The 12,744-nt window shown below is 66.0% G+C and carries 9 protein-coding genes; 5 read left to right on the top strand and 4 right to left on the bottom strand.

Annotated features, from left to right (window positions below; all coding sequences use genetic code 11):
* The first annotated feature begins 145 nt into the window (after positions 1-145).
* The gene (locus tag G4D83_RS13545) at positions 146-1,948 is read left to right on the top strand and encodes a hypothetical protein (RefSeq protein ID WP_163865163.1); all 1,803 of its coding nucleotides are present in this window, start codon (positions 146-148) and stop codon (positions 1,946-1,948) included.
* A 979-nt stretch (positions 1,949-2,927) separates the two neighbouring features.
* Here G4D83_RS13545 and G4D83_RS13550 read toward each other — a convergent pair.
* Both G4D83_RS13550 and G4D83_RS13555 read right to left on the bottom strand, forming a co-directional pair.
* A complete protein-coding gene (locus G4D83_RS13550; RefSeq protein ID WP_163865164.1) occupies positions 2,928-3,311 on the bottom strand; it encodes a hypothetical protein in 384 nt (127 codons plus the stop codon).
* Positions 3,312-3,350: 39 nt separating this feature from the next.
* The gene (locus G4D83_RS13555; RefSeq protein WP_163865165.1) at positions 3,351-3,563 is read right to left on the bottom strand and encodes a hypothetical protein; all 213 of its coding nucleotides are present in this window, start codon (positions 3,561-3,563) and stop codon (positions 3,351-3,353) included.
* Positions 3,564-4,141: 578 nt separating this feature from the next.
* On the opposite strand from G4D83_RS13555, the gene G4D83_RS13560 reads away from it, so the two are divergent.
* On the top strand, positions 4,142-5,065 hold the full coding sequence (locus tag G4D83_RS13560) for a hypothetical protein (RefSeq protein ID WP_163865166.1): 924 nt from the start codon (positions 4,142-4,144) through the stop codon (positions 5,063-5,065).
* Positions 5,066-5,104: 39 nt separating this feature from the next.
* On the opposite strand, the gene G4D83_RS13565 is transcribed toward G4D83_RS13560, so the two are convergent.
* Positions 5,105-6,523 carry a hypothetical protein gene (locus tag G4D83_RS13565; protein WP_205522636.1) on the bottom strand — a complete coding sequence of 473 codons (1,419 nt, stop codon included), beginning with the start codon at positions 6,521-6,523 and terminating at the stop codon, positions 5,105-5,107.
* A 625-nt stretch (positions 6,524-7,148) separates the two neighbouring features.
* On the opposite strand from G4D83_RS13565, the gene G4D83_RS13570 reads away from it, so the two are divergent.
* The 3 genes from G4D83_RS13570 to G4D83_RS13580 all read left to right on the top strand — a co-directional run bounded on the left by G4D83_RS13570 (position 7,149) and on the right by G4D83_RS13580 (position 11,985).
* Positions 7,149-8,303, top strand: coding sequence for an efflux RND transporter periplasmic adaptor subunit (locus tag G4D83_RS13570; RefSeq protein ID WP_240356310.1), 1,155 nt, complete (start codon positions 7,149-7,151; stop codon positions 8,301-8,303).
* 19 nt (positions 8,304-8,322) lie between these two features.
* Positions 8,323-11,442, top strand: a complete 3,120-nt coding sequence (locus G4D83_RS13575; protein WP_163865169.1) for an efflux RND transporter permease subunit — start codon at positions 8,323-8,325, stop codon at positions 11,440-11,442.
* A 69-nt stretch (positions 11,443-11,511) separates the two neighbouring features.
* Positions 11,512-11,985 carry a hypothetical protein gene (locus tag G4D83_RS13580; RefSeq protein WP_163865170.1) on the top strand — a complete coding sequence of 158 codons (474 nt, stop codon included), beginning with the start codon at positions 11,512-11,514 and terminating at the stop codon, positions 11,983-11,985.
* A 193-nt stretch (positions 11,986-12,178) separates the two neighbouring features.
* Here G4D83_RS13580 and G4D83_RS13585 read toward each other — a convergent pair whose 3' ends face one another.
* Entirely contained in the window at positions 12,179-12,565 is a 387-nt protein-coding gene (locus G4D83_RS13585) for a hypothetical protein (protein ID WP_163865171.1), read from the bottom strand.
* Positions 12,566-12,744 lie beyond the last annotated feature (179 nt).

Consider the following 12,744-nt stretch of genomic DNA (forward strand, 5'->3'; position numbering starts at 1 on the left):
AGCCGGACAGCCTCCACCTTGAACTCGGCGGTGAAGCTGCGGCGCTTCCTTCTCTGCTTCGTATCCGTGGACATCCCTGGACCCCTTCATCACATCTCGGGTGTCCACGGAACTGGGGCAGACTCACACCTTTCCCGAGCCTCTTGTGGGCTGGGGGCTCGAGCGAATCGACGCGGAGGGAAGACGCCTGGAGCAGCTTCCCGTCTGGATTTCGTCCGGGCGCCCCCTCTACTTCAAGGTCCACGCGGCGGAGACCACCTATCTTCGGATGTCCACCATCCACTCCGAGCTGAGCGGCCCGTACAGCTGCAAGCTCGAAGACCTGGGACCCGACGACCACGGAGACACCCTGGACACGGCAACCCCATGGTCACCGGACACCGTCGCCACGGGCGTCATGGAGCTGGTCACCGACGTGGATGTGTTTGCCCTGTCGTTGCGGCGCGGAGCCTTCTACCGCGTCGTCTGCACGTCCCAACTGCCCTCCGTACCCTGCAAGGTGAATGTCCTGTCACCCACGGGCGTGTCCACGGGGGAGCCCGCGAGCACTGCCAGCTTCAATGCTTCCCATGACGGCACGTACCGAGTGGAAGTGACCTCGACCTTCGCGCAGGACGTTGTCATCCAGGCGGCCTACTCGCTCCAGCTCGAGAATCTGGGGACGGACGACCACGGAGACACACGGGAGCACGCCACCCGGCTGATGCCCTCGCCCTCGCCCTTCAGCGGGATGCTCTCCGGCGCCATGGACCGGGACGTCTTCTCCTTCTCCACCCAGGTGGGGCATGCCTACCTCTTCATCTGCGACGTCCTGCCCGGACAACTCCTGGCTCCCAGGCTGGTGCTCCTCGACGCCGCGGGGCGGCAGGTGGAGATCGCCCCCTATTTCCAGGAGCAGCCCACCCGGGTCTCGGTGGAGGCCACCACCGCCACCGAGTACTTCGTGGAGCTCTCCTATGGAACCTACGTCGGCACCTATTCCTGCCGCCTGGAGGACCTGGGCTTCGATGACCACGCAGACAGCTCCGTGGGCGCGACAGTGGTGATGCTCTCGACGCGCCTCACGGGCCACCTGGAGACGCGCTCCGACGTGGACGTCTTCGCCTTCCCCATGCGGCCCGGCCACTTCTATTCCTTTCAATGGAAGGGAGGCACCAGCAGCCCGGGGGCCGTGTGGCTCAAGAACGCGCAGGGGACGGTGCTCCAGACAATGAACTTTGGCGGCTTCACCTATCTCGCCTCTTCGGAGGAACGCTACACGCTCGAAGTGGACGCGGCGCCCCTCGGGAGGGCGGGCACGTTCTCCATCGAGGCCACCGACCTGGGTCCTGACGACCACGGCGACACACCGGAGACCGCCACTCTGCTCGAGCCCGGCCTGCCCCTCTCCGGCGCGCGGTATCTGGGCAGCGACCGGGACGTCTTCGTCTTCTCGATGGAGGAGAACACGCTCTATCGGGTGAACTGCACCGGCTGCGACGTGACGTTCCAGTCGCCGGGCGGCCAGCCTCGAACGCTCAAGACGACCCGGAACTCCACCATCAGCTACCACCTCGATGCGTACGCCACGGCTCCGGTCTACATCACCATCTACTCAGGAAGCCTCTACCAGCTCTCCCTGGAGTACCTGGGCAAGGATGATCATGGGGACGACACGGACCACGCGACGGGCATCACCTATCCCCTGAATCTGCAGGCGGCGCTGGACTCCGTGTTCGATGTGGATGTGTTCTCACTGAGCCTGCTCGCCGGCCAGACGCACCGGGTGCGAGCCATCGCGGGGTTCTCGACGGTGGTGAGCGTGCTGGCCCCGGACGGAACGGAAGTGACGAAGAGCTTCGAGGGAGACTTCACTCCCACCCAGTCCGGCCTCCATCACATCCAGGTGCGGCCCAACCTCACCGTCTGGAGCTACCCCTCCGGCCCCTATCGGCTCACCTTTGACTGAAGGAGGGGCCCGGCCCCCCATCCCCGCGCGGACACCGCAGGATGCGGGGCCCACCCCACCCCGCTCACACGGAGAAGAAGTTGAACAGCGCCACCCAGGCCACGATGATGGAGAACACCAGACCCGCGACCCCGTAGCCGCGCCGGAGCAACGGCTTGCCCGTCACCGGTCCGTCCTCCCCACGAGGCTCACCCACAGCAGCACGCTCACGAAGGCCAGGGGCGGGAGGCACGCACCGATGAGCGTGAGCCCGAACGCCACATACGTGATGCGCGGATTCACGTACCGCCGCCAGCTCTTCTCCAGGGCCCCTGCGACACTTCCACGCGGAAGAACAATCGGACGCCCCGCGAAGGCACCATCGACCGCGTGGTCTGGCACCACGAGCAAGGCCCACCGGGTCGAGGGGCGGCGCGCCTCAGCGGCGGCCACTCTCCCCAGACGCCGGCTTACACGCCCTGTGCGACACCACAGGCCGCGACGATGGCCCGAATCACGCCACGTGGGAGATCTGGACAGCCAATATAGACATTGTCCTCGTCGCCCGGCGCATCGTTCGCCTCCCGGGCGAAGAGACAAACACGCTCCCGCATCTCGGCGGACGCGCCAGCCAGCACCACCCCACCGCATTCGAGAGACACAAGACAGCGACTTCACGCGCCGCCAGCTCCTTACTCAGCAACCCGAGGTCACATTCAAACTCGATGGCCCCGTTCTGATCGGCAATCGAAACCACCTGCGAGTTCGTCCCAGTGCGCGAAGGAACGGAGGGATTGAGCTCCACCTCATGTCGCCCATCTCCCAACTTTCGTAGCTCCGCATAGGACATTCCGTGAAGTCCTCACCGGGCCACACCTCGGCCTGCTCAAGCCACTGCCTGGAAAAAAAGACCCATCACCAGGACACGGCCTGCCTGGGACCGAATGAACAAGACCTTCATCCAGCACCCCTCAGGAAACACCGGCTTACCGGATTTCACTCACGTCGCACCGCGAGGAACGTGGAAAACACCCACCGAACTCACCACATATCTCACGAAGCAAACGGGACATCGCGCACCCAGGTAACTCACGCCGTGAACCTCGCAGCGTTTGTCACAATTCCAAGGAGTGAACTCCAACATCGTCATCACACCCGAATTCGGAGCGGCGAATTCAGGAAGGTTTTTCACGGTTTCTGAGGCCTCCACCCATCCACACTGTTCACCAATTTGTACCCAACCGTCCGACTTCTCACCCCACCGCAAGACATCCAAGGCCTCGGCGACTGGAACCTGACGCGACTTCATCATCCACTTCACGAATCCCGCGCGTGTGCCTTCCCGCATGCGGCACCACCCGCCAAAATAGGTCGCGGACTCCATCAGACTCCTCCTTTGACTGGGAGCGGCCCCACATTGTGCTCAAAGAAATCGAGCGCCTCCGGTCTTGTCATTGACCAGCACCATCAACGGCCCATCGAAAACGGGGCCATCCCCACGACTCCCTTCAAACAAGGCGACCCATTCATCGGCCATTCTCGGGTGCTTCCGCGCTCCTGAAGCCAGCCGCAACTCCTCCTTCAACTCATGCGCGACAAAACGCCGCGCCACATCAGTCGCCTCGTCAGCATTCATCGTTCAGACACCCTTAATGGTCCCATGTATCTTTGCCACCATCTTGCCCTCCTCCCACCACGGGGCCCAGGCTACCTCGGCGTTGGTCGGCCGAACATCCCTGAGGTGAGGGGCCAAGCCTCGGTATCACTCACTCAGCGACGAACTGGAGTTGCCACCACCCAGGAAAAGCACGACACGGCGCACGGCGAGCCGCAGGCCTCAACGACAGGCAAGCTCGAGTCATCGACGCGACTGAGCCGCGCCGTTCCTCGCACCCCGATGGGAGACGGGTCGCCACAGACCTGCTCCGAAAGGTCCCAGCCCTGCGACCTGCGGCGAACCGAACGCTGGGGCTGTCCTGCAGCCCCAGCACGTCACATGGGCCCCCAAGGAAGCACGAAGGGCCGCCGAGTGAAGCCGGAGGCGCCCGCCGTGCCGTCGCTGGACGCGAAGCGATGAGGAATCACGTTGCACATAGACAATTGAACAAGCCCCCTGAGGGGCGCCTCGGCATCCCAAAAGGCCGTCGCTTCGCGGCAAAGCCTCCCGTATCAACAACGCTTGACTTCTCACGGGGAGAATTGTTCTATTTTCAAATGCTGAATCAAACCGCTGAATATCAATCCTGCATCCAGAGTTCAGAGAAGGTGTCCTGGCGTCTTGATGAGCTGCTGCCCAAAGACACCGTCCTGGATTTCAGCCGCCGATTCCTCTCGAATGAGCTGACGGGCGCGGAGGCCATTCCCTTCCTGAACGCCGAGGAGCGGCTGATGCTGAATCACATCCGCTCCAACAGCTATGCGCACCTGTTCCTGTTCCTGGAGGAGTACGCGGTGGCCCTGGCCTCGCAGCGCGCCGGGCTGGAGTTGCACGGGAACGCGACGCACATGCGCGCGCTCCTGCGCTTCACAGAGGAGGAGCTGAAGCACCAGCAACTCTTCGCGCGCTTCACCAGCGCGTTCGCCCGGGGGTTCAAGGTCGTCCCCGCCCTGCTCGACAACCACGTCGAAGTGGCGCGGGCCATCATGGCGAAGTCGAACCTGGGCGTGCTCATCTTCAACCTGCACCTGGAGCTGATGACGCAGCAGCACTATCTGGAGACGATCCGGGGAAACAAGACCGAGACGTTGGATCCGCTGTTCTGCGACCTGCTCAAGCACCACTGGCTCGAGGAGGCACAGCACACCCGGCTGGACTTCCTGGAGGCGCAGAAGATCCTCGCGCAGGAGCCCGACACCCTGGACGCGGCCCTCACGGAGTACGCGGAGCTGCTCCAGGCGCTGCGGGGGACGTTGAACGCCCAGCTCGCGTTGGATCTCCAGACGCTGGAGAAGGCGGTGGGGCGCGCGTTCACCCCGGAGGAACACCAGCACCTGGCCGAGTCCCAGGAGCGTTCGTATGTCTGGGGGTTCATCGGAATGGGGATGAAGGCGCCCCTCTTCCTCTCACGCCTGCGCGCGCTTTCCCCCGTGGCCGAGCAGCGCGTCCTGGAGCTGGCGCCGACGTACTACTGTGTGTGATTGATGCGGGCTTCGGGGACGCCGCCGCTGCTCGTCTGGTCACTTCCTGGCGGGCACGGGGTTGACTGGGGGGGCCTGGCGCGGCGCCTGGAGCGGGGGAAACGACGCGGTCAGCGCGCCCAGGTAGAGCCTGCCGTGGAAGCCGTCAGGCCGCGGGGCGGTGAAGAGCGTCACGCCAGCGGCCTGCTTGGAGGACTGCCGTGCCTCGAGCGTCGGGCTGATGCCGAAGACGTTGCACTCCACATCCTCGTCCCAGACGCTGTAGCGGCAGGTGAACTGGGTGCCGCGCTGGAAGCCCACGTCCAGGGCTCGCACCGAGGGCAGCACGCGCGCCACGCGAGCGCCCATGGGCTCGAGGTCACCATCCCAGCTGACCTCCGTGGTGCGCGCGTGGACGCTGCCCGTGAGCGCCAGCGTCCAGGCCTGGGGGCGCTTCGACCGGGCGTTCATCAGATGCTCGGCCATCTGCTCCTCGCGCTCATTGCCGTGGGCCTTGTCGGAGTCGATGGCGGCCACGGCCACGTCCTTGCCGGAGACGCGCAAGCGCCGGGCCTGCTCGACGAGCCACAGCATGGCGCGGCTGCTGCGCCCGTCCTGGTGGACCCGGCGCCAGAAAGCGCTCCCCGAGAGGAACTCCTGGATGGCTCCTGAATCGCCGTCACTGGCGAGGTAGCGCTCCAGGAGCGGCTGCTCGGAGACGGGAATGGACAGCGCCAGCGTCACCGGCAGGTCCTGGGCCGTGGCCTCGCACGCCATCCGCAGCGCCACGGACGGCACCTCCTGCGTTCCCAGGGGGTCCGCCACGAGCAGGACGCCTCCCTTGGAGAACAGGGACGAGGCACCCTCCACGGGCGCGCCACACGCGGGAGCGGTGGCGGAGGCCCCGTCCTCCTCGCCCCAGCTCTCCATCACCACCGAGCGAATGGGAATGGGGGGATTGCCGCCCACCAGCTCCAGCGCGGGAGCCATCTCCAGCCGCTCCAGGAGCTTCTGCTCGATGTTCATGTCGCGGTAGCCATGTGCTGGCCGATAGCCCTCCAGCCCAGGGATGTTCATGAAGGCATCCGGCACGGAGGCCTGCCCGCTGGACCGACCGGAGGCCTCCGGGGCGGCGAAGCCCCCTTCCTGCGTGTACCTGATGCGAAAAACCCGAACGAGTGCCTGCCGGGGCCCGAGCCGCTCTCCCTGGATGTAGTAGCGCTCGGGAGGGATGACGTCCGGAATGAAGGAGGAGAACATCTCCAACCCTCCCTCCTTCTCCATCACGTCCATGCGGTTCTTCTCCAGGATGTACCGGGCCGTCATCATCGCGTCCTCGACGGGCACCGAATAGACGACTTCATGCGTGGGCTTCTCGTACCGCCCCGTCTCCGGGTTGTACTGGTCCGAGATACCGCGCGTGGCGCTGGCGCATCCCACGCACCCCAAGAGCCCCAGCATCACTCCAAGCCGTCGCATCACTTCCTCCATGAGCCACGAGTCCCGGAGACGGGTTTCAGACCTCCGGCCGCGTCGACCGCTGAAACGCCCGGGGCGGCAGGTCATATTGACCTCGTCCGGTGGACGTTGGAATGAGGAGACGGCGAATCCTCCGCGTCGAAGCCGGTGCCCGTGAGACTCTGCGTGAAGGGACGCCAATCTGTTCCCTGAAGCGGTGTTCGACGAGGGACGTGGAGGCTCCCACCCGTTGAGCCAGCGACACCGCGTCCGAGGGGTCGTCGTCGGGTGTGGCAGGCAATGCGAGCGATGCGTGCGGAGACCGTCAACGGACAGGGCCCCAGACCCAGGGCGTTCTGGAAGAGCTCGGTCCGGGGTTCGGGCTTTCGCAAGCATAGGAACACGTCAGCCCTCCCCGGCCCGCGCTTTGTCCACAGTCCCCGGCGGTTTTCAAGCGCGCAATCCGCCACGCTTTGTCCACAGCCCATCGCTGAATTCAAGAGAGGAATCAGGGTCCGCTCGGGCCACAGCAAATCTGTATTTTCAAGAGCACACGCCTCGAACAAATCCGATACACGGCTGCGCCATCCCTCCCTTCCGAGTGTCTTCGATGCGTGCATCCGTCACTGCTCGTCCCGGCGAAGCCATGTCTCCATCCCCACGCCCTACCGGCCGCCGCAAGCGCTGGGTCCTGGGCATCCTGTCCCTGCTAGGTGTCATCGCCATCCTGGTGGGCATCAAGGGCGCACAGATCGGCGCGATGATTCAGGCAGGCGCCACCTATGTCCCGCCCCCGGAGGCGGTCACCACCGCCACGGCCAGCGCCGTCGACTGGCAGGGGACCCAGCGAGCCGTCGGCACGGTGCTCGCGGTGCGCGGCGTGACGCTGGGCGCGGAGCTGTCTGGCCTCGTGCGCGACATCGGCTTCGAGAACGGCGCACGGGTGAAGAAGGGGCAGGTGCTCGTCCAGTTCGACAGCACCAGCGAGGCGGCCCAGTTGGCGGGAGTGGAAGCAGAAGCGGAGCTTGCCCGGCTCACCCGTGCCCGGGTCCAGTCACTCCACTCCCAGGGCGCCACCACGCAGGCCGAGCTCGATGCCGCCCAGGCACGAGCGGTCCAGGCCGAGGCCTCGGTGGCCACCCTGCGCGCCATGCTCGCGAAGAAGGTCATCCGCGCGCCCTTCGATGGCCGCATCGGCATCCGACAGGTGGAGCTGGGCCAGGTGGTCTCCGCGGGCGGCCCCATCGCCTCACTGCACTCCCTGGACCCTGTCCTGGTGGAGTTCCTCCTGCCGCAGCAGATGCTGGCGAAGGTGGCCCTCGGGCAGAAGGTGCGTGTCCATGTGGATGTCTTTCCACGGGACACCTGGGAGGGCGACCTCACGACCATCAATCCCGAGGTGGAGCTCGCCTCTCGGAACGTGCGCATGCGCGCCACCGTCCCGAACGCGGACGGGCGCCTGATGCCAGGAATGTTCGCCAACATCGACGTGCTCGCCGAGAGCCAGAGCCAGGTGCTGGTCATCCCCGCCACCTCGGTCCTCTTTGCTCCGTATGGCGATTCGGTGTTCGTCCTCGAGGAAGGAAAGGACGCGGGTGGAAAGACGGCCCTCCTGCCGAAGCAGCGCTTCGTGCGACTGGGTGAGCGCAGAGGCGACTTCGTCGTTGTCACCTCCGGACTCAAGCCGGGAGAGCAGGTCGCCAGCAGCGGCGTCTTCAAGCTGCGCAACGGCGCGGCCGTCGTCGCCAACAACTCGATGGCGCCACAAGCAGAGACCGCCCCCATTCCCGTGGACCCGTAGTGGACCGGAAAACGCGCTCATGAACTTCACCGCCCTCTTCATCCGGCGCCCCGTCGTGGCGCTGGTGGTCAACCTCCTCATCATCATCGCGGGCCTCCAGGCCATCCAGTCCCTCAACGTGCGGCAGTACCCGCGCAGCGAGAACGCCGACATCACGGTGACAACGGCCTACGTCGGCGCCAACGCGGAGCTGGTCCGCGGCTTCATCACGACGCCGCTCGAGCGGGTCATCGCCTCCGCGGACGGCATCGACTATCTCGAATCCCAGAGCCTCCAGGGTGTCTCCATCATCCGGGCCCGGCTCAAGCTCAACCACGACTCCAACCGCGCGCTCAGCGAAATCAGCGCCAAGGTCGACCAGGTGCGCGGAGACCTGCCGCCCGAGGCCCAGGTCCCCGTGCTCAGCATCGAGTCCGCGGAGAGCCAGTCGGCCACGGCCTATCTCAGCTTCACCTCCGAGTTCCTGAAGCAGAACGAAATCACGGACTATCTGGTGCGAGTGGTGCAGCCGCGCCTCTCGGCGGTGGCGGGCGTGCAGCGCGCGGACATCCTCGGGGCGCGGACGTTCGCGATGCGGGTGTGGATGAAGCCCGACCGGATGGCCTCGCTCAACGTCAGCCCGGCGCAGGTCCGGCAGGCGCTGGCGAACAACAACCACCTCGCCGCGGTGGGCCAGACGAAGGGCTCGCTCGTCCAGGTGAATCTCACTGCGAACACGGACCTTCGCTCGGTGGAGGAGTTCCGGCAGCTCATCGTCCGGCGGGACGGCGGCGCCGTCGTGCGGCTCTCCGACATCGCGGACGTGGTGCTGGGAGCCGAGGACTACAACAGCGACGTCACCTTCTCCGGGGAGCGAGCGGTCTTCATCGGCGTCTGGGTGCTGCCGCATGCCAACTCGCTGGACGTCCTGAAGCGCGTGCGCAAGGAGATGGATGCACTCCAGCGGGAAATCCCGGAGCAGATCCACGCCCGAATCGCCTTCGACGGCACGAAGTACATCCAGAACGCCATCGACGAGGTGGTGGACACGCTGGGAGAGACGCTGCTCATCGTCGTGGTGGTCATCTTCCTCTTCCTCGGGTCCGTGCGCTCGATTCTCGTCCCCGTGGTGGCCATCCCGGTGTCGCTCATCGGCACCGTGTTCCTGATGCAGATGTTCGGGTTCACGGTGAACCTGCTCACGCTGCTCGCCGTGGTGCTGTCGGTGGGGCTCGTCGTGGACGACGCCATCGTCGTGGTGGAGAACGTGGAGCGCCACCTGCGGGCGGGCCTGCGTCCGGTGGACGCCGCCATCCAGGGCGCTCGCGAGCTGGTCGGCCCCATCATCGCGATGACCATCACCCTCGCCGCCGTCTACGCGCCCATCGCCTTCCAGGGCGGCCTCACCGGTTCGCTGTTCCGCGAGTTCGCGCTCACGCTGGCCGGCGCGGTGACGCTCTCCGGGGTGGTGGCGCTGACGCTCTCCCCCATGATGTCCGCCGCCCTCCTGCGCGCGGGCCATGAGGACCAGGGACTCGCGGGGGTCATCAACCGGGCCTTCGAGCGACTGCGCGCGGCCTATGCACGCACGCTGGACCGCACGCTCGGCGCACGCGGGCTGGTCTACACCGTGTGGGTGGTGTTGAGCCTGCTCGCGCTGCTCATGTTCTCGCAGTCTCCACAGGAGCTCGCCCCCACGGAGGACCAGGGCATCGTGTTCGGCATCGTCAACACGCCGTCCAATGCCACCATGGAGCAGCTCGCGCCCTCGGTCCACGAGGTGAACCAGTCGCTGATGGAGATACCGGAGGCTTCGTATATCTTCCAAATCATGAACCCGAGCAGCGGGTTCTGGGGCCTGGGACTCAAGCCCTGGGAGGAGCGCGAGCGCTCCGCGGCGAGCGTGCTGGCGCAGACGCAGCAGCGGGTGGCCAGCGTCCCGGGCGTGCAGACGCTCGTCATCCAGCCCTCCGCGCTGCCAGGAGGCGGCAACTTCCCGGTGGAGTTCGTCATCGCCTCCACGGCGGAGACAGAGGCGCTGTTGGGCTTCGCTCAGCAGCTCCAGGCGAAGGCGACAGCGAGCGGACTGTTCGCCTTCCCGCCCATCATCGACGTGAAGTTCGACCAGCCCCAGTCGGAGATTGAGCTCGACCGGGAGAAGCTCGCGCAGCTCGGGCTGAACCTGGGGACGGTGGGACAGGACCTGAGCGCGGCGGTGAGCGGCAACTTCGTCAACCGCTTCAACATCGCCGGGCGCAGCTACAAGGTCATCCCCCAGCTCCTGCGGACCTCGCGGCTCACCCCCGAGCAGCTCCAGGATGTCCATGTCACCGGACCGGACGGACAGCTCGTGGCGCTCTCGTCGATTGCCTCCATCCGGGACACCGTGGCGCCCCGCTCACTCAATCGCTTCCAGCAGCTCAACGCGGTGAAGCTGAGCGGCGTGGCCATCCGTCCGCTGGATGAGGCGCTCACCTACCTGGAGACGGAGGCGGCGAAGATTCTCCCGGAGGGCTACAGCATCGATTACACGGGCGAGTCCCGGCAGCTCCGCACGGAGGGCAACAAGTTCCTCCCGGCGTTCCTGCTCGCGGTGGTGCTCATCTTCCTGGTGCTCGCCGCCCAGTTCAACAGCTTCAGGGACCCGCTCATCATCCTCGCCGGCTCGGTGCCCCTGGCCCTCTTCGGCGCGCTGCTGACGACGTTCCTGAAGATGCCGAACCCGACGATGCCCTTCTTCACCGACAGCTTCACCACCACCCTCAACATCTACTCGCAGGTGGGGCTGGTGACGCTGGTGGGGCTGATTGCGAAGAACGGAATCCTCATCGTCGACTTCGCCAACCGGCTCCAGGACGAAGGCAGGTCGAAGCTCGAAGCCATCCAGGAGGCCGCGTCCGCGCGACTGCGTCCGATTCTGATGACCACGGTGGCCACCGTCGCGGGCCACTTCCCACTTGTCCTGGTGGAAGGACCGGGCGCGGCGGCACGCAACAGCATCGGACTCGTCCTGGTAGCGGGCATGGCTGTCGGCACCTTCTTCACGCTCTACTTCGTCCCGGCCATCTACCTCCTCGTCTCACGGACCCGAAAGGTGCCGGCGGACAGCGAGGTGCCAGCAGTGGAGCCGTCGCCGCTCGCGCCCGCGACGCAGCCCTGAGCCGAGCCCCGGGCTCCCCGTGGACGAAACTCCACGCCACGGGGGGCTCGGCTTCGCTGGAGACAACTCATGCGTGAGAGGCCCGTGATGACTGGTCGTTCAACAGACAAGGAGGAGCCCTTCGCCCAGGTCGTGGCGCGGCGTTGGGAGCAAGCCCTGCGGCACATCGAAGCCGCCGTCAGCGCCGCGCCGAATCCCGAGGCGAAGGTGCGGGCCTTCGCCCAGTCGCGCCAACAGCAAGCGGAGCAGCTCGTTCGGGAGCTTCCATGTCCTGACGAGGCGAAGCTCGACATGCTCTCGAGCCTCACTTCGCACCTGGCCTGCCTGCGGGCGCGCGAGGTCGCGCTGCTCGAAGCGATCTTCATGGAGGGGAACGCCACGGGGGCGTTCACGCTCGGCAACCCCCACGGCGTAGCGCTCGCCATGGTGGGAGCGCTCCAGAACCTCGTGTACGCGCCGCTGCTGTTCGCGCGGATGTCGCGGGTGGAAAGGAGCCGTGCTCCCACCGCGCAGTGGCCGCCGGAGTCAGAGAAGCCACACTAGGGCGCATCCGCGAATCAGCGCCAGAGCCTGCATCCTGATGACGACGGTGCCGCGCGAGGTGCGCAACGCGGGCGTGCTGGATGGCTTTCCCCGGGTCTCCAAATTGGCAGACACCTGTCAGTCATCCAGGGAGGAATTCTCCACGGCACTCGCGGCCCTGGACAGCGCGGGGCCGCGAGCACCTCAGGACGACTCAGCAGGTCCAGGAGCAGGACGTCCCACCGTTGACCGCGTTGCAGCGCCCCGCGGAGATGCCGACGCCGCTGCAGAAGGCCCACGTCGCGCCGCTGCCAGAGATGGGCTGGCAACACGTCACGGGGCAGTTCGCGGTGTTCCAGGAACACGACGTCCCACCGTTGACCGCATTGCAGCGGCCCGGAGACCACGCCACCGAGTCACAGAAGGCCTCCGTGGTCCCCGAGCCCGGAATCGCCGCGCAGCACTCCGGATACGTCGTCAGGGCCGCCTCGCTCTCACCCACGGCCCCCACGTCGTCCGACACCGCGACACCGTCGACGGGACCGCAGCCCGCCAGCACCGTCAGCAATCCCGCCAGTACTCCCAACGTGTTCAGCTTCATCAGACACCCTCCCGTGGTTTTGAGACTTCACGGAGAGCATCTTTCGACATCACACATTCCGTCAAACACTGTCACCCGCGAACAGGCACGGGGAGAGACGGGACGCACCGCGCCCGGGACTTCGAGAAGAAAGTTCCGGGAGTGGCGGTCAGGACGTGACGGGTGACACAGGAGTTCCT

The sequence above is a fragment of the Myxococcus eversor genome (assembly GCF_010894455.1).
In the GTDB taxonomy this organism is placed as follows: domain Bacteria; phylum Myxococcota; class Myxococcia; order Myxococcales; family Myxococcaceae; genus Myxococcus; species Myxococcus eversor.

Coding starts and splice junctions, on each gene's coding strand:
- G4D83_RS13575 (WP_163865169.1), top strand. CDS start 8,323: ATGAACTTCACCGCCCTCTTCATCCGGCGCCCCGTCGTGGCGCTGGTG.
- G4D83_RS13585 (WP_163865171.1), bottom strand. CDS start 12,565: ATGAAGCTGAACACGTTGGGAGTACTGGCGGGATTGCTGACGGTGCTG.
- G4D83_RS13560 (WP_163865166.1), top strand. CDS start 4,142: ATGCTGAATCAAACCGCTGAATATCAATCCTGCATCCAGAGTTCAGAG.
- G4D83_RS13565 (WP_205522636.1), bottom strand. CDS start 6,523: ATGCGACGGCTTGGAGTGATGCTGGGGCTCTTGGGGTGCGTGGGATGC.
- G4D83_RS13550 (WP_163865164.1), bottom strand. CDS start 3,311: ATGGAGTCCGCGACCTATTTTGGCGGGTGGTGCCGCATGCGGGAAGGC.
- G4D83_RS13580 (WP_163865170.1), top strand. CDS start 11,512: ATGCGTGAGAGGCCCGTGATGACTGGTCGTTCAACAGACAAGGAGGAG.
- G4D83_RS13555 (WP_163865165.1), bottom strand. CDS start 3,563: ATGAATGCTGACGAGGCGACTGATGTGGCGCGGCGTTTTGTCGCGCAT.
- G4D83_RS13570 (WP_240356310.1), top strand. CDS start 7,149: ATGTCTCCATCCCCACGCCCTACCGGCCGCCGCAAGCGCTGGGTCCTG.